At 62.4% G+C, this 22460-nt stretch carries 7 protein-coding genes; 2 read left to right on the top strand and 5 right to left on the bottom strand.

Annotated elements, in window-relative coordinates; genetic code table 11:
• The first annotated feature begins 9 nt into the window (after nt 1-9).
• A complete protein-coding gene (locus JFU48_RS27215) occupies nt 10-12333 on the top strand; it encodes a non-ribosomal peptide synthase/polyketide synthase (protein ID WP_201138254.1) in 12324 nt (4107 codons plus the stop codon).
• A 72-nt stretch (nt 12334-12405) separates the two neighbouring features.
• The gene (locus tag JFU48_RS27210; RefSeq protein ID WP_201138253.1) at nt 12406-13362 is read left to right on the top strand and encodes an alpha/beta hydrolase; all 957 of its coding nucleotides are present in this window, start codon (nt 12406-12408) and stop codon (nt 13360-13362) included.
• Between the two features lie 966 nt (nt 13363-14328).
• Here the strand turns inward: JFU48_RS27210 and JFU48_RS27205 are convergent.
• The 5 genes from JFU48_RS27205 to pvdM form a co-directional block, all read right to left on the bottom strand.
• Complete coding sequence (locus JFU48_RS27205; protein WP_177434675.1) at nt 14329-16809, bottom strand: TonB-dependent siderophore receptor; 2481 nt, start codon at nt 16807-16809, stop codon at nt 14329-14331.
• A 114-nt stretch (nt 16810-16923) separates the two neighbouring features.
• A complete protein-coding gene (locus tag JFU48_RS27200) occupies nt 16924-18573 on the bottom strand; it encodes a cyclic peptide export ABC transporter (protein ID WP_003223435.1) in 1650 nt (549 codons plus the stop codon).
• A gap of 108 nt (nt 18574-18681) precedes the next feature.
• Nucleotides 18682-19569 carry a dihydropyoverdine dehydrogenase gene (gene pvdO / locus JFU48_RS27195; protein WP_201138252.1) on the bottom strand — a complete coding sequence of 296 codons (888 nt, stop codon included), beginning with the start codon at nt 19567-19569 and terminating at the stop codon, nt 18682-18684.
• Between the two features lie 36 nt (nt 19570-19605).
• Nucleotides 19606-20892, bottom strand: a complete 1287-nt coding sequence (gene pvdN / locus JFU48_RS27190; protein WP_201138251.1) for a pyoverdine-tailoring periplasmic protein PvdN — start codon at nt 20890-20892, stop codon at nt 19606-19608.
• Complete coding sequence (pvdM, locus tag JFU48_RS27185) at nt 20889-22259, bottom strand: pyoverdine-tailoring dipeptidase-like protein PvdM (protein WP_003223442.1); 1371 nt, start codon at nt 22257-22259, stop codon at nt 20889-20891. The genes pvdN and pvdM overlap by 4 nt, the downstream gene beginning before the upstream one ends.
• Between the last annotated feature and the right edge of the window lie 201 nt (nt 22260-22460).

Here is a 22460-nt window from a genome sequence, read left to right as displayed (position 1 = left end):
GAAAAACGCGTGCAAGAGTTAATCGAGTCGGTAGGACAACTTTCGGCTAAGCAAAGAAAGGCTCTGGCGGTTCTGCTCAAGCAGAAAGGCGTCAACCTCTTTGACATTGCCCCGGTTTTCAAGCGCACGGCTGAAGAGCCGTTGCTGCTGTCCTACGCCCAGCAACGCCAGTGGTTTCTCTGGCAGTGGGCGCCGCACAGCGCGGCCTACAACATTCCGACGGCCCTGCGTTTGCAGGGGCCGCTGGATGTATCCGCGCTGGAGCGCAGCGTCCAGGCGCTGATCGAACGACACGAAACCTTGCGCACGGTGTTCACCCAGGAAACCGGACAACCCTTGCAAGTGGTCCTGCCCGCAGGCGCCTTTGCACTGGAGATCCAGCAACTGAGCGCTGAGTCGGCGAACGACCCTGAAGCGTCCATTCAGGCGTTCGTGCAGACCCAGAGCCAGAAAACTTTCGACCTGGAGCATGGCCCGCTGTTGCGCGCGGCGTTGCTGCAGGTCACCCCGAATGACCATGTCCTGGTGCTGACCCTGCACCACATTGTTTCCGATGGCTGGTCGCTGCAAGTGATGATCGAGGAACTGGTGCAGCTGTACGCCGGTTTCAATCTCGGGCACGCCGCCGGTCTGCCGGCGTTGCCGATTCAATACGCCGATTACGCCCTGTGGCAGCGGCAGTGGATGGAGGCCGGTGAGCAAGAGCGGCAACTGGCGTACTGGCAAGAGAAGCTGGGCGGTGAGCAGCCGGTGCTGGAACTGCCGATGGATCGTCCGCGTTCCATCGAGCAAAGCTTTGCCGGGGCCAGTCACAACCTGATTCTCGATCCGGCGCTGAGCGATGCGCTCAAGGCGTTCGCCCGTCAGGAAAACGTGACCCTGTTTGTGGTGTTGCTGGCCTCGTTCCAGGCGTTGCTGCACCGCTACAGCGGGCAGGCCGACATCCGCGTCGGCGTGCCGGTGGCCAACCGTGGGCGGGTGGAAATCGAGCGTCTGATCGGCTTCTTCGTCAACACTCAGGTGCTCAAGGCCGACATCGACGGGCAGATGCCGTTTGTCGATCTGCTGCGTCAGGTCAAACAGACCGCGCAGGAAGCCCAGGCCCATCAGGACTTGCCGTTCGAGCAACTGGTCGAAGCGCTGGAGCCGGGGCGCAGCCTGAGCCACAGCCCATTGTTCCAGGTGATGTTCAACCATCAGGCCGAACGCCGCGCGAGCGTCGAAACCCGCCTCAACGGCCTGAGCATCGAACCGCTGGAATGGCAAAGCCAGACGGCGCAGTTCGACTTGACCCTGAACACCACCGAGCAGGCTCACGGCATCGAAGCCGTGCTCAAGTACGCCACGGATCTGTTCGACGCCGCGACCATCGAGCGCCTGGCGCAACACTGGAATGCGTTGTTGCGGGCGATTGTCGCCGAGCCGGGCCAGCGTATCGGGCAACTGCCGATGCTCGATGACGGCCAGCAGCAACAATTGCTCGCGCAGTGGAATCCGGCACGGCTGGAACAAACGGTCGAGCAGTGCATTCATCAAGTCATCGAAGCCCAGGCTGAACGTCATCCTGAAGCGATCGCGGTGACCTTTGACGGGCAGCGTCTGACCTACGCCGAGCTCAATCGCCGTGCCAACCAGTGGGCGCACGTGCTGATCGACCGTGGCGTCGGCCCGGACGTGCGCGTCGGTGTTGCCGTCGAGCGTTCGCTGGACATGATCGTCGCCATCCTCGCGGTGCTGAAGGCGGGTGGCGCGTATGTGCCACTGGACCCAGGTTACCCGGATGATCGGCTGAGCTACATGATCGCGGACAGCGGCATCCAATGGCTGCTGACCCAGGGTCATCTGCTGGCGCAATTGCCGGTGCCAGCGGGACTGACCTGCCTGGATCTGAACCAGCCAGTCGCAGGCAGCCGCGACAGCAACCCGGTGTGCCTGACCACGCCGGACAATCTGGCCTACGTCATCTACACCTCGGGCTCCACCGGCAAACCGAAGGGCGCTTTGTTGCCGCACAGCAACGTCATTCGTCTGTTCAGTGCCACTGAGCACTGGTTCGATTTCGGCCCGCAGGACAGCTGGACGCTGTTCCATTCCTACGCCTTCGACTTCTCGGTCTGGGAGATTTTCGGTGCGCTGCTCTACGGCGGCAAACTGGTGGTGGTGCCCCACGACGTCAGCCGTTCCCCGGAAGATTTCTACAGCCTGCTGTGCGATGAAAACGTCACCGTGCTGAACCAGACGCCATCGGCATTCAAGCCGTTGATGCAGGTGGCCAGCGAGTCGTCGCGCGATAACGCCCTGCGTTATGTGGTGTTCGGTGGCGAGGCCCTCGAAGTGCAGAGCCTGCGCCCGTGGTTCGAACGTTTCGGCGACCGCGCACCGACACTGATCAATATGTACGGCATCACCGAAACCACCGTGCACGTGACCTACCGGCCATTGTCGCTGGCCGACTTGCAGCAGAGCCACAGCAGCCCGATCGGCGAGCCGATCGTCGACCTGTCGTGGTACTTGCTCGACAACGCGCTGAACCTGGTGCCGCAAGGCTGCATCGGCGAGCTGTACATCGCCGGCGCCGGTCTGGCCCGTGGTTATCTGAATCAGGCCGGCATGAGCGCGACGCGCTTTGTTCCGGACCCGTTCAATCCGCAGGCCGGTCAACGCCTGTATCGCACCGGTGACCTGGCGCGGTTGCGCGGCGACGGTGTGATCGAATACATCGGCCGCATCGACCATCAGGTGAAGATCCGCGGTTTCCGAATCGAGCTGGGAGAAATCGAAGCGCAACTGCTCAAGCACCCTGCAGTGCGTGAAGCGGTGGTGCTGGCGGTCGATGGTCTCAGTGGTCAGCAACTGGCAACCTGGATCGTCGCCAACGAGGCGCTGGATGCCGAAGGGCAGGGCGCGCTGCGCGATTCGATCAAGGCACACTTGCGCGAATCGCTGCCCGATTACATGGTTCCGGTCAGTTGGGCGTTCCTCGAGCGTCTGCCGCTGACGGCCAACGGCAAGCTCGATCGCAAGCAACTGCCGCAGCCGGACGTCGCCCAGGTGCAGGAAGCCTACGCCGCACCGCGCAACGAACTGGAACAGCGTCTGGCCGATATCTGGCAGGACGTGTTGAAGGTCGAGCGCGTCGGCCTCAACGACAATTTCTTCGAGCTGGGCGGCGATTCGATCATTTCGATTCAGGTGGTCAGTCGCGCCCGTCAGGCGGGTATTCGCTTCACCCCCAAAGACATCTTCCAGCACCAGACCGTGCAGCGTCTGGCAACCGTCGCGCAACAGAGCGATGCGGTGCAGATGCAACAGGGCGAAGTGCTCGGCGATGCGGTTCTGACGCCGATTCAGCATTACTTCTTCACCAGCGACATCCCGGCGCGGCATCACTGGAACCAGTCGATCCTGCTGACCCCGGCCACGGCGCTGCAAGCGGCGCCGCTGGAACAGGCGCTGCTGCACCTGCAACGGCACCATGACGCGCTGCGCCTGCGTTATCGCCAGACCGGTGATGGCTGGCAGCAGAGCCATGCGCCGGCGGATCAGGCGCAAGCGTTGCTGCGCACTGTCACGCTGGATGACAGTGCGGCATTGCCGGCGCTGTGCCTGGAGTTGCAGCGCAGTCTCGATCTGCTCGACGGCCCGCTGATGCGTGCGGCGCTGGTCGATCTGCCGGACGCCAGCCAGCGCTTGCTGCTGGTGATCCATCACCTGGTAGTCGATGGCGTGTCGTGGCGGATCCTGCTGGAAGATCTGCAAACCGCCTATCAACAACTGAGCGGCGGGCAGGCTGTGGTGCTGCCGGCCAAGACCAGCGCGTTCAAGGATTGGGGGCAGCGTCTGCAAGCCCATGCCCGCAGTGCGGCGCTGGACAGTCAACTCGACTACTGGCGCGGGCAGTTGCGCGACGTCTCGGTCGAGCTGCCACTGGACAACCCGCAAGGCCAATTGAGCAACCGTTTCGAGCGCAGCGTCGACACCCGTCTGGATGCCGAACGTACCCGTCAGTTGTTGCAACAGGCCCCCGCGGTCTATCGCACCCAGGTCAATGATCTGCTGCTGACGGCACTGGCCCGTGTGCTGTGCCAGTGGACGAACTCGGACAGCGCGCTGGTGCAGCTTGAAGGTCACGGTCGTGAAGACCTGTTCGACGATGTCGACCTGAGCCGCACGGTGGGCTGGTTCACCAGCATGTTCCCGGTGCGCCTGACCCCCGGCGCCAGTCTCGAAGCGTCGATCAAGGGCATCAAGGAGCAACTGCGCGCGATCCCCGACAAAGGCATCGGTTATGGCTTGCTGCGTCATCTGGGCAGCGCCGAGGCCCAGGCGGCACTGAACGGGCTGGCGCAACCGAAAGTCACGTTCAATTACCTCGGCCAGTTCGACAACAACTTCGACGCCGACGCCCTGTGGGTACCGGCCACCGAAGACAAGGGCGCCGGTCAGGATGAAAACGCGCCGATGGCCAACTGGCTGACCATTGATGGCCGGGTCTATCAGGGCCAGCTGAGCCTGACCTGGACCTACAGCGGCGACGTGTTCGAAGAGGCGACGATCAATGCGCTGGCTCGCGCTTATGAAGTGGCGCTGGGCGAGTTGATCGACCATTGCCTGAGCCATTCGAGCGGTGGTTTGACGCCGTCCGATGTGCCGCTGGCCGGGTTGTCCCAGGCGCATCTGGACAGCCTGCCGATCGCCGCTCAGCGTATCGAAGACATCTATCCGCTGGCGCCGATGCAGCAGGGCATCCTGTTCCACAGCCTGTACGACGCCGATGCCAGCGCCTACGTCTACCAGATGCTGCTGGACATCGACGGCCTCGACGTGGCGCGTTTCCAGCAAGCCTGGCAGCGGGTGGTGGATCGCCATGAAGTGCTGCGCGCCGGGTTCATCTGGGGCCGCGACGGCCTCGATGCACCGCTGCAAGTGATCAATCGGCAGTTGACCCTGGAGATGCCGGAAGTCGATGTGCGCGGTGTGGCGGATCTGCCGGCGGTGCTTGAGGCTCGAGCGCAGGCCGACCGCGAGCGCGGTTTTGATCTGCAGAATCCGCCGCTGTTGCGCCTGTGCCTGTTGCGCACCGCGGATGAACGCCATCGATTGATTTTCACCTGCCACCACATTCTGATGGACGGCTGGAGCAACTCGCGGATGTTCGGCGAGGTGTTGCAGGATTACGCCGGTCACCCGGTGCCGAGTGCGCAGGGCCGCTACCGCGATTTCCTGGTGTGGCTGCAAGGTCAGGACAAAGCCGCCGCCCAGGATTTCTGGCGCGGGCAACTGGCTGCGCTGGAGGCGCCGACCCGTCTGGCTTCGGCCTGCCACGGTGCTACGGTGCCGGGTCCGGGCAAGCAGATGCATCGTCTGCATTTCGATGCGGCCTTCACCCGGCGTCTGAACGCGTTCTCGCGTCAGCAGCAAGTGACCCTCAACAGTCTGGTGCAAGCCGCGTGGCTGCTGGTGTTGCAGCGTTACACCGGGCAGGCCACGGTGGCCTTTGGCGCGACCGTGTCGGGGCGTCCGGTGGATCTGCCGGGCATCGAGCAGCAATTGGGGCTGTTCATCAACACCTTGCCGGTGATCGCCAGCCCGCAGGCGACAGTCAGCGTCGGCGACTGGGTGCGTAGCGTGCAGGACAAGAACCTGCTGCTGCGTGACTACGAGCAGACCCCGTTGCAGGACATCCAGCGTCTGGCCGAACTGAGCGGCGAAGCGCTGTTCGACACCTTGCTGGTGTTTGAAAACTACCCGGTCTCCGAAGCGCTGGAGGCCAATCCCGGTGGGTTGCGTTTCGGCGGTCTGGAACACCGCGAGCAAACCAACTACGGCCTGACCCTGATTGCCGGGGCCAGTGACGTGTTGAATCTGGACTTCAACTACCTCACCGAACACTTCGCCGAGCGCAGCGTGCTGGGTCTGGCGGCGCATCTGCAAGAGGTGCTGCGTCAGTTCCTCGAGGCGCCGCAGCGTTGCCTGGGCGAGATCGGTCTGTTGCCGCTGGCCGAACGTCAGACCCTGGCGCAATGGAACGACAATCACGCCGCCTATGCAGAGCAACGCCTCATTTCGCAGAGCTTCGAAGCACGGGTGGCGATGCATCCGCAAGCGCAGGCACTGAGTCATGCCGGTGTGGCGCTGAGCTATGCCGAACTCAACCGACGTGCCAATCAGTTGGCCCGTCATCTGCTGGCGCTCGGGGTCGGCCCGGAAATCCGCGTGGGCGTGGCGATGCCGCGTTCGGCGGAACTGGTGATCGGCCTGATGGCGGTGCTCAAGGCCGGCGGCACTTATGTGCCGCTGGACCCGGATTATCCGGCGGATCGGGTCGCGTACATGCTCGACGACAGCCAGGCGAAAGTCCTGCTGACGCAACAGTCGCTGCTGGCGCAATTGCCGCAGACCGATGCGCAAGTGGTGTTGGTCGAGGCCGGTGGGCAGGCGTTTGCCGGGCAGTCGCCGGACAATCTGCCGGCGCGGGGCGATAGCGCCAATCTGGCTTACGTGATCTACACCTCCGGTTCCACCGGCAAACCGAAGGGCGTGGCCATCGCCCATCGCAACGTGCAGGCGCTGATTCACTGGTCCGCCGAGGTCTATAGCGAAGACGACCTGCAAGGCGTGCTGGCCTCGACGTCGGTGTGCTTCGACCTGTCGGTGTGGGAGATTTTCGTCACCCTCGCGCGTGGCGGTTCGCTCGTCATGGCGCGCAATGCGCTGGAACTGCCGGACTTGCCGGAGCGTGATCAGGTGCGCCTGATCAACACCGTGCCGTCGGCGATTGCCGCGCTGCAACGCGCCGGGCACATCCCGCCCGGCGTGCGCATCATCAACCTCGCCGGCGAGCCGCTGAAGCAGGGCCTGGTCGACACGCTCTATGGCGAAACCTCGGTGGCCCACGTCTATGACCTGTACGGGCCGTCGGAGGACACCACCTATTCGACCTGGACCCGCCGCGAGGCCGGTGGTCAGGCGAACATCGGCCGGCCGCTGCTCAACACCTCGGCGTACATGCTCGACGGCCAATTGCAGGCGGCGCCGATTGGCGTGGCGGCCGAGCTGTATCTGGCCGGCGACGGCATCACCCGCGGCTATCTGTTCCGCCCGGGGCTGACCGCCGAACGCTTCGTGCCCAATCCGCTGTCGACCCGCGGCGAGCGCATGTACCGCACCGGCGACCTGACCCGCTTCACGGATGACGGCCGGATTGAATACGTCGGACGCATCGACCATCAGGTCAAGGTGCGTGGTTTCCGCATCGAACTGGGTGAAATCGAAGCGCGTCTGCTGGCCCAGGACAGCGTGCGCGAAGGTGTGGTGCTGGCGGTGGATGGCCATAGCGGTCAGCAACTGGTGGCGTATGTGGTGCCGAGCGACAGCGGCCTGAGCCTCAAGGAGCAGGACGATCTGAGTGAAGCGTTGCAGTTCGCACTCAAGGCGCATCTGCCGGATTACATGGTGCCTGCGCAGTGGCTGTTCCTCGAGCAGCTGCCGCTGACGCCAAACGGCAAACTTGACCGCAAGGCCCTGCCCGCGCCGGACGCCAGCCAGGCGCAACGTGAATACGTCGCAGCGTCGACGCCACTGGAGCAACAACTGGCCGACGTCTGGCAGGACATTCTCAAGATCGAACGCGTCGGCGTCACCGATAACTTCTTCGCCCTCGGCGGCGATTCGATCATCTCGATTCAACTGGTCAGCCGCGCGCGTCAGCAGGGGATTCGGTTCACCCCGAAAGACCTGTTCCAGCAGCAGACCGTGCAGAAACTCGCGGCTGTGGTCTCGGTGGATGACGACTCGGCAGGCGAGACCGCGATGGATTATCCATTGGCCCAACTGGATCAGGCGCAGCTCGACGCGCTGCCGGTACCGGCGCAGATGATCGAGGACGTTTACCCGCTGTCGCCCATGCAGGAGGGCATGCTTTTCCACACGCTGTCGGACAACGGCAGCAGCCTTTACGTCCAGCAGGTCAGCCTGCCGATCAAGGGCCTGGACGTGGAGCGCTTCCGTCAGGCGTGGGAATTCGTGATCGTCCGGCAGGCGATTCTGCGGACCAGTTTCCATTGGCAGGATGGCCTGGTGAAACCGTTGCAGGTGGTGCATCGCCACGCCCCGTTGCAGATGCAGGTGCTCGACTGGCGTGAACGGGAAACCAGCGAAGAGCTGATTGCCCAGTTCGCCAGCGATGACCGCGCGCTCGGTTTTGATCTGGCCGAGGCGCGTTTGCAGCGGATAACCCTGCTGCGCCTGAGCGACGATCAATACCAGATGATCTGGACCAGCCACCATATCCTGATGGACGGCTGGAGCAGTTCGCGCCTGTTCGGCGAGGTCTTGCAGTATTACGCCAAGGGCGAAATCATCGGCGAGAACGGTCGTTACCGTGACTTCATCGCCTGGTTGCAAGCGCAGGATCAGGATGCTCAGGAGCTGTTCTGGAAGGCGCGTCTGGCCGTGGTCAACGAGCCGACGGCGCTGAGCCAGGCGATGCATCCGCGCCACAGCGCCGATGTTTCCGGCCACGATGCGATCTACTCGAACTGGGACAAGGCGCAAACCGAACAACTGCTGCAGTTCTGCCGCGACCTGCGCATCACCCCCAACACCTTGATTCAGGGCGCGTGGCTGCTGCTGTTGCAACGCTACACCGGGCAGCAGACGGTCACCTTCGGCGCTACGGTGTCGGGACGTCCGGAAAGTCTGGCGAATGTCGGCAACATGCTCGGCCTGTTCATCAACACCTTGCCGATCATTCAGACGCCGCAAGCGCATCAGCGCGTGGCCGACTGGCTCGGCGAAGTGCAGGCCTATAACCTCGACATCCGCGATTACTCCCAGGCGCCACTGGCCGATGTACAGCGCTGGTCCAACCTCGGCGGCCAGGCCCTGTTCGACAGCATTGTGGTGTTCGAGAACTTCCCGATCGACGATCGCCTGCAAGAAGAAAACGACACCGACCTGACCTTCGGCAAATCCATCGGCCACGGCGTGACCAACGTGCCGATGGACCTCGCGGTGATGCTCGGTGACGAGTTGTCGATCGAATACCTGTATCTGCGCAGCCACTTCAGTGCCGAAGCGGTTCTGGGTATTCGCCAGACCATGGAAAACACCCTCGCGGCGATGATGGCTGCGCCGTACGAGCGCCTTGGCAACCTGCAGCGCCTGAGCCGCGAGCAATGGCAAGCGGCGCAGGCCTGGAGCGCCGAACCGGCGCACAACCATCAGGCAGCGTTGTTGCCGGAGTTGATCAGCCGCCACGCGCAACAACAGCCGCAGGCCATTGCCTTGCAATGCGCGGGGATGAGCCTGAGCTACGCCGAACTCGAGCAGCGCGCCAATCGTCTGGCTCACTGCCTGATCGAGCACGGTGCCGGCCCGGAAGTGGTGATCGGCGTCGCCTTGCCGCGCTCGCTGGAGATGGTGGTCAGCTTCCTCGCGGTGCTCAAGAGCGGTGCGGCGTACGTGCCGCTGGACATCGAGTACCCGCCGGAGCGTCTGGCGTACATGATCGAAGATTCGGGCATGGCGCTGCTGCTGACCCAGAGCAGCCTGCGTGCGACGTTGCCGGCGCCACAGGGTTTGCTGCGTCTGGAAATCGATCACCTCGATGAACGCCGCTATGCCGCTCACGCCCCCGAAAGCCGCGTTCACGAGCAGGGCCTGGCGTATCTGGTCTACACCTCCGGTTCCACCGGGCGGCCAAAAGGCGTTGCGGTGACCCAAGGCCCGCTGAGCATGCACTGCCAGGCGATTGCCGAGCTGTATGAAATGGATGCCAGCAGTTGCGAGCTGCACTTCATGTCGTTCGCTTTCGACGGCGCCCATGAGCGTTGGCTCAGCACCTTGTACAGCGGCGGTCGCCTGGTGATTCGCGACGGGTGCCTGTGGACACCGGAGCAGACCTACGAGGCGTTGCACGAATACGGCATCACCATTGCCTGCTTCCCGCCGGCCTACCTCAAACAGCTGGCGGAATACGCCGCCGCCAGTGGAATCGCGCCGCCACCGGTGCGCATCTATTGCTTTGGCGGTGACGCGGTACCGGATCAGACGTTCGAGCAGGTCAAGGCGGCGCTGCGTCCCGAATACTTCACCAACGGCTATGGTCCGACCGAAACCGTGGTCACGCCGATGCTCTGGAAAGTCCCGGTGACTCAGCATTGCGAAGCGGCGTATGCGCCGATCGGCCGCGCCGTTGGCGCGCGTTCGCTGTACGTGCTGGATGAAGACCTGAACCCGTTGCCGCCAGGTTTTGCCGGCGAGTTGTACATCGGTGGCTATGGCGTCGCCCGCGGCTATCACGGGCGTCCCGACCTGACCTGCGAGCGTTTCGTGCCGAACCCGTTCGCCGCGGGTGAGCGCCTGTATCGCAGCGGCGACCTGGTGCGCCTGCGTGCGGACGGCGTGGTCGATTACGTCGGGCGCATCGACCATCAGGTCAAGGTGCGCGGCTTCCGCATCGAACTGGGCGAAGTCGAGGCGAGTCTGCGACAGTTGCCGGCGGTCACCGATGCACTGGTGATCGCCCGGGACAATGCGTCGGGCAAACAGCTGATCGGTTACGTGGTGACCGAAGCCGGGCAGGACATGGGCGATGAACTCAAGGCCGGGCTGAGGGCGTCGTTGCCGGAATACATGGTGCCGGCGCAGATCGTCTGCCTGGACGCTTTCCCGGTCACACCCAACGGCAAACTCGATCGCAAGGCGTTGCCGGAGCCTGAGTTCAAAACCGAAGAATACGTCGCTCCGCGCAACGAGCAGGAAACCTTGCTCGCGCAAATCTGGGCTCAGGTGTTGCAGGTCGAGCAGGTGGGCATCTGCGACAACTTCTTCGAACTGGGCGGCGACTCGATTCTGAGCCTGCAGGTGATTTCCCGGGTGCGTAATCACCCGACGCTGAACATGGAGCTCAAACTGCGCGATCTGATGCGCTATCAGACCATCGCCGGCATCGTCGAACAGGAAGTGGCGAAGGAGGGTGGCCAGCCACCGGCGACGGACCTCACGCAGGTGGCAGCGGAGGGCACGTTCAACCTGCTGCCGATTCAGGAGTGGTTCTTTGCCGAGGACATGGCCGAGGCGCATCACTACAACCAGTCGCTGCTGCTGAGCGCGCGCCAGCCGCTGGATCTGGATGCGCTGGAGCAGGCGCTGGGCTGGATCGAAAAACATCACGACTCGTTGCGTCTGCGTTTCTCCCGCGAAGGCGGGCGCTGGGTGCAACGCTACTGTGAGCTCGATGAACAGGGTGAAGCGTTGCTCTGGCGTCGTGAAGCCGCGAACAGCGAGCAGGTCGAAACGCTGGCCAACCTCGCCCAGCGCAGCCTGAAACTCGACGCCGGGCCGGTCTGGCGAGTGATGCATGTCGCCATGCCCGAGGGGCAGGCGCGACTGCTGGTGGTGATCCATCACCTGGTGGTCGACACGGTGTCGTGGCGGATTCTGCTGGACGACTTGAAGGTCGCCTACGAAGCCTGCGTGCAAGGGCTGCCACCGCAGCTGCCGATTCGCACCAGCAGCTATCGCTCGTTTGCCGAGGCATTGCAGGCCCAGGCGCCAGTGATTGCCGAGCAGGAACTCGGCTGGTGGCTGGAGCAACTGGATCAGCCGGGTGTCGATCTGCCGTGCGACAACCCGCGCGGCAAAAACCTCGTGCGCCAGCAAGCGCAGGCGCGCCTCAAGCTGTCACGCGAGCACACCGAGCAACTGCTCAAACAGGCGCCAGCGGTGTACGGCACGCAGATCAACGATCTGCTGCTGTCGGCGCTCAGCCGCACTTTGTGCCGCTGGAGTCAGCAGCCGTCGGCGCTGATCCTGCTCGAAGGGCATGGTCGCGAAGACCTGTTCGAGACCCTTGACCTGAGCCGCAGTCTGGGCTGGTTCACCAGTATGTTCCCGGTACGTCTGCGTCCGGACAGCGAGGACATCGGCCGCTCGATCGTCGATGTGCAGGCGCAATTGGCAGCGGTTCCGCAGAAGGGCATCGGCTACGGCGTGTTGCGCCATCTGGCGGGGGCCGAGGTGTCTCGGCAACTGGCGGATCTGCCGCAGGCGCGCGTCACGTTCAATTACCTGGGGCAGTTCGACCAGAGTTTCGACGAGCAGGCATTGCTGGTGCCGGCACTGGAGGAGACCGGCGACAACTACAGTCTGAAGGCGAACCTGGGTAACTGGCTGGAAATTGTCGGCCAGGTCTATGACGGTCAGTTGGCCTTGCGCTGCATCTACAGCAGCCAGCGCTATCGCGCCGGGACCATGGATGCGTTGATGAACGATTACCAGCGCGAGCTGGAGGCGTTGATCGAGCATTGCATGGCACGCGCCGGCTGATCGCCGGGCACTCGGTCATTTTGGGGCGTTGCCGAGGCGCGCCCCTTTTTTGCTTATACAAGGATCTTAGCGATGTCGTTACACCCTGACCTGGAAGCCTTTCTCGACCTGGCCCAAGACAGCCAGGACGCCGGCCTGCCGGCCATGCACCAGATGACCCCGAGCGAGGCCCGTGCCACCTTCGAGCAGACCACCGCGCAACTGCGCTGGGCTGCGCCTTCGGATCTGTCGGTGACGCAGATCGACATGGCAGCCCGCAACGGCACGCCTTTGGCGTTGCGCCTGTATCGGCCGAACGGCGCCGTCACGCCGCTGCCGGTGCTGGTGTATTTCCACGGTGGCGGATTCGTCGTCGGCAGCCTCGATTCCCACGACGGTGTGTGCCGCGAGTTTTGCCAGCGCACGCCTTGCGCGGTTTTGTCGGTCGGTTATCGACTGGCGCCCGAGCATCGTTTTCCTGCGGCCCTGGAAGATGGCGAAGACGCCTTGTCGTGGCTGGCGGAAAACGCCACGAGCCTCGGCCTCGACACCACGCGCGTGGCGTTCGGCGGCGACAGCGCCGGCGCCACACTGGCCACCGTGCTGGCGATACAGGCAGTCGTACAACCGCAAACCGTAGCCATCGCGCCCAAGGCGCAGTTGCTGTGTTATCCGGTCACCGATGCTTCACGCCCCCACGATTCGCGTCTGCTGTTCGGTGAAGGTTACTTGCTGGAAAACGAAACGCTGGACTGGTTCTATCAGCACTACGCGCGCAGCCCGCACGACTGTCTGGACTGGCGTTTTTCGCCGTTGCTGACCGAGGATCTGCGTGGTGTGGCACCGGCTATTGTGCTGTTGGCCGGGTTTGATCCGTTGCTCGATGAGGGGCAGGCTTATGTCGATAAATTGCGTGATCACGGGGTGAGGGTTGAGCTCGAACATTGTCCGGGGTTGACCCATGATTTGCTGCGTATGGCTGCGGTCATGCCTGATGTGTTGCAGGTGCATGAAGATTTGAGCAGGGCGTTGGGGCGGTTGTTGGGGTGATGCTTTGGTTGGGGTGATGCCTTGGTTGGGGTGAATATCCGTTGCTGCGGTTACGGCCTCCTATGGTTCCGCCCTTACGGCGGGTCACTTTTTCCAGACGCCGAAAAAGTAACCAAAAAGGCTTTACCCTGACGTTCGGCCCTCGCCTGGGCTCGGGTTCCTTCGCTCCGGGATTCATCCGGGGGGCAGCGCCTACGGTTTGCTTCGCTGCACCTCCTCTCGCTGTGTTTGGCTGCGCCAAACGGTCGCTGCGCTCCCACCCCCGGATAAATCCCTCCACTCAGCCTGCCGACGGGCCCTGAGATCAAAAGCTTTACTCGAGCTAACGCTCATTGTGTTGAGTGGGGCGGCTTTGCCGCATGGGGTGCACGCTTTCTAAATTGTAGGAGTCAGCCTGCTGGCGATGGCGGCCTGACAGCCGACCGATCTCTTGCGGATGCACCCGGCCCAACTGTGGGAGCGGGCTTGCTCGCGAAGGCGGCCTGTCAGCCGACCAATCTCCAACTGAATACACCCAATCCCATGTAGGAACTGCCGAAGGCTGTGATCTTTTGATCCGCTTTGGCTTTGGCTTTGGCTTTGGCTTTTGATGTGGCTTTTGATCTTCAGCCCCTTCGGCAGGCCGAGCGTAGGTGTTCATCCGGGGGGTAGGCGCGCAGCGCCATGCGGCGAAGCCGCATACATCGAGAGGAGGTGCAGCGAAGCAAACCGGAGGCGATGCCCCCGGATGGGCACCGTAGCGAGGGAACACTGAGCCTCAGCGAAGTGCCGTACGCCGGGGGAAGCCTTTTTGGTTACTTTTTCGGCGTTTGGAAAAAGTGACCCGCCGTAAGGGCGGAACCGTAATCAGCAACACCCGCAGCAACGGATATGCCCCCAATCCCAACCCCCATTAATCCCAACCCCCAACACCAGACAGACAAAAAAAAGCCCCGCCAAAGCGGGGCTTTCTCACAACCAAAGCAATCAGAAGACAGCCTTGACCGACATCACGAAATTACGCGGATCACCATAAAAGTTACCGAAACCTTCGGTACCAATGGTCGAGTAATAACGCTTGTCGAACAGGTTGTTACCGTTGAGCGCGACCGACCAGGTGTCGTCGATCTTGTAGCCGATGCGACCGTTCCACACCGCATAACCGGCACCGTTGATGTTGCCACCGCCAATCGGCGAGACGCGATAGTTGCCGCTCTGCGCGTTGACGCCGGCACCGACGGTGACGCGATCCAGCGGGCCGGTCAGGCTGTAGTCACCCCAGACGCGCAACAGGTGACGTGGCACATAAGAGTTGTAGGCGGTGCCGTCCAGCGTGGTGTCGGCATCTTCCAGCACTTTGGTCTGGGTGTAGGTGTAGCCGGCCAGCAGTTGCAGACGGTCAATCACTTCACCGCTGACTTCCGCTTCGAAGCCCTGAGCGCGGACCTTGCCGGAGTTGATCGAGCAAGAGCTGTCTTCGCAGCGCAGATCATCCTGGGCCGCATCTTTCTGAATGGTGCGGAACAGGCTGAAAGAGCTGTTCAGACGACCGTCGAACCACTCACCCTTGATCCCCAATTCGTAGCTCTGGCCGATCAATGGCTTGAGGGTGCTGCCATCGATGGTCTTGTAAGCGCCTTGCGGGGTGAAGATGTCGGTGTAGCTGGCGTAGGCGGTCAGGTTGTCGTTGAGGTCGAACAGCAGACCGGCGAACGGCGTGACTTGGCCGGTTTCGGTGGACTTGGTGTTGACCGGTGTGCCTTCGCCGCGGAAGTACTGCACCGAGTCGGTGTCGGACTTGTACCAGCTCACCCGGCTGCCCAGTACGAGGGTCAGCGGATCAGCCAGTTTGAAGCGGCCGATGGAGTAAGCGCCGTATTGCTTGATGTGCATGTCCACCGGGCCACCACGGGATGCATTGGCCAGGTAATAGCTTTCATCCGGTTGCGGGATGTGGTGGTTCGGATCCAGCACGTTCTGACGTTGTGGCAACGCGGCCACTGCGTAGAAGTCGTCCTTGTTCGAACGGCTGGCGTTTACGCCGACGGTCAGTTCATGTTGCTGGCCGAACGCGTCGAATTTGCCGTCAACGTAGGTATCGAAGCCGTAGTCGACCTGGTCGTAATCGTAGGTGCTGCCCAGCATCAAGGTGCTGGACGAAGTGGCGCCGACCGGTACGGCGCCGCTCGGGAATGCGTATTCCATGTCCTGGGTGTTGCGCGAGTAGACGCCCGCGACCTTGAGCGACCAGTCGTCATTGAACTGGTGCTTGAGGTCAGTGAAGTAGGTGGCGCGTTTGCTGCGCTGGTTGTTCCAGGATGTGTTCAGGCAGGTCGAGCGCTTGAGGTGCAGGTCGGAGCCGTCGGCGTAACGCGGCAGGCCGCCCCAGCAAGGCGTGGCGTCGACGTCTTCCCAGGCGACGCCCACACCCAGGGTGGTGTCGGGGCTGAGGTCGAAGTCCAGGGCGCCGTAGTAGATCTGATCCTTGCGGCTGGCGACGTCATAGAAATATTGACGGGTCTGTTCAGTGACCACGGCGCGACCACGGATGGTGCCCGAGTCGTTCAGCGGGCCACCGGTATCGACCTGACCGCGATAGTTGTCCCAGGTGCCTGCCGACAGCGAGAGTTCAGTGTGGGCGGTATCGCCGCCGCGCTTGCGCACGAAGTTGACGCCACCGGCGGTGCCGCCGGCGCCTTTCATCATGCCGGCGGCGCCACGCAGTACTTCCACGCGGTCGTAGATTGCCATGTCGCTGTTGAAGCTGTCGGCCTGCACGTAGCTGCTGCCGATATCCAGCGGTACGCCGTCGTACTGATACTGGCCGCTCATGCGGAAACCGCGGGAGTAGAAATACTTGCCGCCCATTGGCGAGTCGTAAACGGTGATACCCGGGGTCTTCTCCATCACTTGTTCGATGGTGTTGAGGTTCTGGTCATCGAGCATCTTGCGCGTCATGACGGTGATCGACTGCGGTGTTTCTTTCAGCGAATGCGTGCCCTTGCCAATGGTCACGCCACCGGTGGTGTAGGAGTTGCTGCCTTCGGTGGTGGCGCTCATGCGTTGCGCGTTGACGTTGGTCGGCGCCAGTTCCATGGTATCGCCGGTGGCCGGGCCGAGCACGGTCACGGTGTTGCCGTCACGCTGATAGCGAATGCCGGTGCCTTTGAGGATCGCGTTAAGCGAATCATCACCCTGATAGCGCCCGCTGAGCGCGCTGGAGCGCAGACCTTGCAGGCTTTCCGGGCTGTAGATGATTTGCAGGCTGGTCTGTTGGCTGAGGGTCTGCAGAGCCTGTGCCAGTGGCTGGGCCGGAATGTTCAGTGTCCATTCCTGCGCCTGGACATACGGGGTGGCAGCAACGGTCAGTGCCAGACCGAGACCGGTGCCGGCCAGTCGCGAACGTGTGACGCCCTGCATCAACAGGGCTCGAGTCAGGGGGCGAAGCATGAAACGGGATGCGGACATGAGGTTAAGACCTTGGCAGGTATAGTTGTTAATGGTTCTTATTCATCTCATTAAGACGAGGAAGCCGCGGCAAACCGGAAAAGTATTTTTCCGGCCTGGCCGCGGCCCCGTGTTTCAAGCGCTCTGCAGTTCGCTTTTGACCTTTCCGGCCTCCATGCGCACCAGTTGGTCGGCAACGTCGAAGTAACGGTCATCGTGGGAAATCACGATGATGGTCTTGCCCAGGCGTTTGAGGTCGGGCAGCAACTCGGTGTAGAAAATCCGCCGGAACGTCGGATCCTGATCCGCCGCCCATTCATCGAATACCAGCACCGGGCGCTCTTCGAGCCAGGCATTCACCAGCGCCAGGCGTTTGCGCTGGCCGGTGGACAGATCGGTGGTGCTGAAGGCACCGTCGCGCACGCTGACCTTGTGCGCAATTTCCAGACGCTCGAGGTAGCGGGTGGCGTCCTGCGGCACCTGACGATCGCCCTGGATCAGGTCGTCGAACAGGTAGTAGTCGGCAAAGATCGTGGTGAAGTTCTGTCGGTAGTCATCGCGGTTGAGCGCAGTGATCGCTTGATCGTTGACGCGGATTTCACCCTCGGTCGGTGCGTACAGGCCGAGCAGCAATTTGATCAGCGTGGTTTTGCCACAACCGTTTTCACCGACGATGAACACGATGTCGCCTTGTTCGATGCGCAGGTTGACCGGCCCCAGACGGAACGGTTCGCTGCCTTCCACCGCCGGGAACGCGTAGCGCACGTTGCGCAGTTCCAGGCTGTTGACGGCTGCCGCTTTGCTGCCCGTGTCTTCCAGTAGCAGGTGCGGTTCCGGCGAGGAAAACTGTTCGCTCAGCTCGGCAATCCGGCGGAACGCAATCTGTGCGCGGCTGATGATCGGCAAGGTGCTGACCAGATGCTCCAGCGGGCCTTTCATGTACAGCAGCACTAGTACAAATCCACTCATGACCGCTTTGTCGCCGCTCGGCCAGAAGGATTGCAGCGCCAGAGCCATGCCGATCACCACGAAGAACAGCATCGAGCCGAACGACTTGGCGATGACGAAGGTGTTGATGGATTTGATCTGGGTGTCGCAGATCTTTTCCGCGGTTTTCTGAATGCCGGCGACAAACATGCGCTGGCGCCGCGGGCGGTGGATACGCAGCTCCTTGGCCCCTTCGGCAATCGCGTTGTAGTGCTTTTGCAGTTCGTCTTCGGAGTCGCGCGCAGCGTAGAACCCGCGCATGCCCTTGGCCCGGGCAATCGCCTGAATCGTGGTGCCGATGGCGATGGCCACCAGCATCATCAGGAACATCGGCCAGGACAGCATCGCCAGGTAACCGAGGCAGCCCAGGGTGACGGTCATGGAGATCGCCAGCGGCGCAAAGGCGAAGGCGAAGTCGCTGATGGTGTCGACGTCGTGGGTCAGCACCGGGATCAAGCGGTGACTGCGATAGCGTTCGATCTGGTCGATCGGCGCCGACAGCACTTTCTCCCCCAGTTCCTTGCGCAGCCTGGCAATGATGTGCTGGCCGACATAGTTGGTGCCGATGTCCGACAGAATCGTCGTCAGCAACGCCACGGCGCAGAGGCCGGCGAAGATCATGACCACCGTGCGGGTCAGGCCGTCATCGGAGTGCAAGGCATTGTTGATGGTCGCCAGCAGCACGGTGACGCTCAGGCCACCGATCATGCCGAGCACGATGGACACAGAGACGATCAGGCGGAAGGGCTTGAGCAGGGCGAACAATTCGTTGATCGCCCCACGCGTAGGCTTGGTCATGGAGGATTCCTGCTTCGGTGCGGAGGGAGTGCCGGTACTTAAGGAAAACGAATGGTCACGGAGTTTCTTTAAACGACCGCAGACGGGCTGCGGTCGTGGCGGGCAGGATTAGAGGTCACGCACTACGCGGAAACCGAGCCAGTCACCCTTGCTGGTCGGCCAGCTGCTGTTGCGGTTGCCGGAGCGGGAGAACACTGGCGCTTCGCCCCAGTCGTTGCCGCGCATGACCTGCCGTTCACAGTGTTCCTGCACCCACGGGCGCCCGTCGTCGGGTACCCCGGAATAGTCCTTGTGATAGCAATCGGCGGTCCACTCATAGACGTTGCCGTGGGCGTCGTAGACGCCGAAAGCGTTGGCCGGAAAGGTCCCGGCCGGCGAGGTGAAGTTGTAGCCGTCGGCGGCGCCATAGGTGTTGGCGTGTTTGGAAATCTGGTAGTTGTTGCCTTCATCGAACGGGAACGGGAAGGGCCCGGTGCTGCCGCCACGGGCGGCGTATTCGCGGATCGATTCGCTTTGCAGGCGATAGCTGTGGCCGGTCTTTTTCGACAGCCAATCGATATAGCCCTGAGCTTCGGCCACGTTCATGCACACCGCCGGGTCGCGCGCGGTCTGCTTGAACTCCGGTTTGCCGGCGGTGCAGCGGCGGCCCGGGCGATCATCGAAGTCGTAGGGCTTGTTGCCGGTATCGCGCACGTACGCGTCCCATTCGCCGACCAGTACCTGGAAACGGCTGATGGCGAACGGTTTGCTGAAGGTCACCACGTGGCGCGGACCTTCATCCGGCTCGCGGCCGACTTCGTCCTCCGGGGTGCCCATGGTGAAGCTGCCAGTGGGCAGCACCACCATTTCCGGGCAGTCCTTACAGTCCTTGAACACTTTGCCCGGAGCGGGCGGGGTCGCAGCCTGGGCGGCACCGGGCAACAGGCCGGCGCAGAGCGCGGTCAGGACCAGTGCGGGGAGGGCCTTGAAGGTGAATGGGGCGTGAGGCTTTTTCATGAGTCGTCTCTGTGAAAGGAAACCGGGGGCGAGCGCTCAGGCGCGCAGTTTTTTGCCGAGGATGTCCATGAACCGGTCGACTTCGGCTTCGCTGTTGAGCAGCCCGGGGGCGGTGCGGATCACCGGGCCGACATCGCGGCTGACGGCGTCGCAGATCACCCGCTGGTTCATCAGGTAGGCGGCGACCTCGTCGCTGTCCTGGCCCTTGACCCGGAAGAACGTGAAACCGGCAGAAAACTGCGGATCGAGCGGGGTCACTAATTCGATGTTCGCGTGCTCCCGCAAGCGCTCTTTCAGATAGCTGTTGAGCTGATGAATGCGTGCCTGAACGTCGGCCTTGCCCAGTTGCAGATGCAGCTTGAAGGCCTCGTCCAGTGCCCAGCGGTGTTCGAAAGCGTGGTAGCCGCCCGGGGTCATGGTGGTGGCGAACGTCGTGGCTTCGGAGAACGTCGGCACGCTCGGGCTGACGTATTTCACTTCTTCACTGCGGCTGCAGACGATGCCGGTGCCGCGCGGGCCGAACATCCATTTGTGGGTGCCGGCAATGAAAAAGTCGCAGTTCATCTGCGGGAAACTCAGATCATCGACGCCGAAGCCGTGCACACCGTCGACCACGTAAATCAATCGGTCCTGATCCTCGCGCTGACGGTTATGCTCATCGACCAGCCGCGAAATGTCGCCGATCGGCAACTTCACGCCACTGCCCGAATGCACCCAGGTCATCCCCAGTACGCGGGTTTCAGGGCGGATGTTGCGGTTGATGGTGTCGAGCACCTGATCCAGCGAAATGCTTTGCGGGTTTTCGAACAGCTTGAGTTTTCGCACCCGGGTGCCATCGCGGCGGGTGCGAAAATCGAGGATGTTGCGGGTCGAATAGTGCTCGTGCTCGGTGGTGAGGATTTCCTGATCCGGGCGCACATGCACGCCACCGTAAATCATCGCCAGGCCTTCGGTGGTGCTGCCGGTGAGGGCGATCTGGCTCGGTTTGGCCTGCAGGTATTTGCCGGCCCAGACCCGCACATTATCTTCGCGCTTTTCGGTGACGCCCAAATCCCAGTCCATGGCCAGGCCCGGGTTCAGATCCAGCGCTGCACGATGGCGTGCGATGGCCTCGCGCACGGGTTTGGGGTGGGAGGTGACCAGAAAGTTGGCGAAGTGAATCGCCTGCGGATCCTGATCGAACAACTGGCGCAGCTGCGTCCATTTGCTCCCGGAAGGCACGGCGGCGGGTGCGGCCATTGCTGGCGTAGCGAGCGTTGCGCCAAACGGCAGGGCGGCGGCAACCACGCCTGCCTGTTTCAGAAACGTGCGGCGGTCGGTCATGGCTGGGCGCTGTCCTGGCGGGAGATCAACGCAGGTTTGGCCGCTTTCTGCACCTGATCCCAGACGCGCATGAAGTTGCCGCCCCACAGTTTGGCGATGTCTGCTTCGGAGTAGCCGCGCTGGATCAGTTCGGCGGTGACGTTGCGGATCTCCCCGACGTTTTCCCAACCCTTGATACCGCCGCCGTCGTTGAAGTCCGAAGCGATACCGACATGGTCGATGCCGATTTTGCGCACGGTGTAATCGATGGCGTCACCGAGGTCCTTGAGGGTCGCTTTCGGTTCTTCTTCAAGGATCGCGTAGAGGCCGCTGGCGTACTGGCCGAGTTTCTGTTCGGACCAGGCAGTGATGATCGGATCGCCCGGCATCAGCGCCATGGCCAAGTTCGGCAACGGCGGCAGGTCGAAGCGCGCGCGCAGTGCGTTGAGTTTGTCCTGGGTGCCTTGGGTCAGCGGTTTGAGGTATTGCGAGAACCCGACCACCTGCACCACGCCGCCGCTGTTCTTGATCAGCTGCAATTCCTTGTCGCTGAGGTTGCGCGGAATATCCACCGCTGCCCGTGGCGCCGAGTGCGAAGCCACCAGCGGTGTGCGGCTCAGTTGCGCGACCTGTTCCAGGCCCTTGGTCGACATCTGCGAGACGTCGATGATCACGCCCAGATCGTTCAAGCGGTGCACCGCTTGCTTGCCAATGTCCGAGAGACCGTCGAGGGCATCGGGGGAGTCATTGAAAAACGGTAGCGGGCGCGACGAGTCGGCCCAGCTGTTGTTGCCGATGTAGCTGAAGCCGAACATGCGCATGCCGCGCCCGGCCCACAGGTCCAGTTTGCTCAGGTCGTTGCCCAGCGGGTAGGCGTTGAGCATGCTGATGAAAATCGCAAACTTGCCTTCGCCGTGCAGGCGGCGGAAATCATCCGGGGTGTAGGCGATGCCAACCTGATTGGGAAAGTCGCGGACCATCCCGGAAATGATTTTGTAGCGCACTTCCTGCTGGTTGCGCGCTTCCTCGACAAAGCCCTCGGTCGGGCGATGCGGCGCATTCGGGCCGTTCCACATTTCCGGCCAGCCGAACACGGTCAGTGCCGCGCCGGACAAGCGACCGCGATTGGCCTTGATCAGGTCGAACTGGCCCGAGCCGTCCTTGTCGGCTTCGTTGCCGTGCGCGCCGAAACTCAGGGGCACGGTGATGTGGCTGTCGAACGAGAGGATGCGATCCTGCAGCTCGGTTGCCTGTTTCATCACTTTGACCGGATAGCCGGGGTTGTCCCGAAACCAGTAATCCCAGGCCAGAAACCCTGCGCCGGCGCTGATCGCCAAGGCCAGCGGCAGGCCGATAAATAGAGCCTTTTTCGAACGCGGTTTTGTCATTGCCATCTCATTCAGGTTCGCCGTCGAAGTGCAGGCGCAGGGGCCTTTGCTATCTGGGAGGAACGAGTGACCGGACGGGTAATTTAGTGGTGCGGGTGAAAAGCGTTGATGGCGTGCTGCGATCTTTTGCCAGGGCCATAAATTTCCCCGGCGAGCAAACGTTCTAGCTTGGATAAAGCCTGCTTCATGGCTGACACAGGT

The sequence above is a fragment of the Pseudomonas sp. TH49 genome (assembly GCF_016650625.1).
Classification (GTDB): domain Bacteria; phylum Pseudomonadota; class Gammaproteobacteria; order Pseudomonadales; family Pseudomonadaceae; genus Aquipseudomonas; species Aquipseudomonas fluorescens_H.
This window is presented reverse-complemented; position numbering and strand designations above follow the sequence as displayed.

What these genes read in the sequence shown, in the direction of transcription:
- pvdM (WP_003223442.1), bottom strand. Translation starts at nt 22,259, where the DNA reads ATGACAAAACCGCGTTCGAAAAAGGCTCTATTTATCGGCCTGCCGCTG.
- JFU48_RS27200 (WP_003223435.1), bottom strand. Translation starts at nt 18,573, where the DNA reads ATGACCAAGCCTACGCGTGGGGCGATCAACGAATTGTTCGCCCTGCTC.
- JFU48_RS27210 (WP_201138253.1), top strand. Translation starts at nt 12,406, where the DNA reads ATGTCGTTACACCCTGACCTGGAAGCCTTTCTCGACCTGGCCCAAGAC.
- JFU48_RS27205 (WP_177434675.1), bottom strand. Translation starts at nt 16,809, where the DNA reads ATGTCCGCATCCCGTTTCATGCTTCGCCCCCTGACTCGAGCCCTGTTG.
- pvdO (WP_201138252.1), bottom strand. Translation starts at nt 19,569, where the DNA reads ATGAAAAAGCCTCACGCCCCATTCACCTTCAAGGCCCTCCCCGCACTG.
- pvdN (WP_201138251.1), bottom strand. Translation starts at nt 20,892, where the DNA reads ATGACCGACCGCCGCACGTTTCTGAAACAGGCAGGCGTGGTTGCCGCC.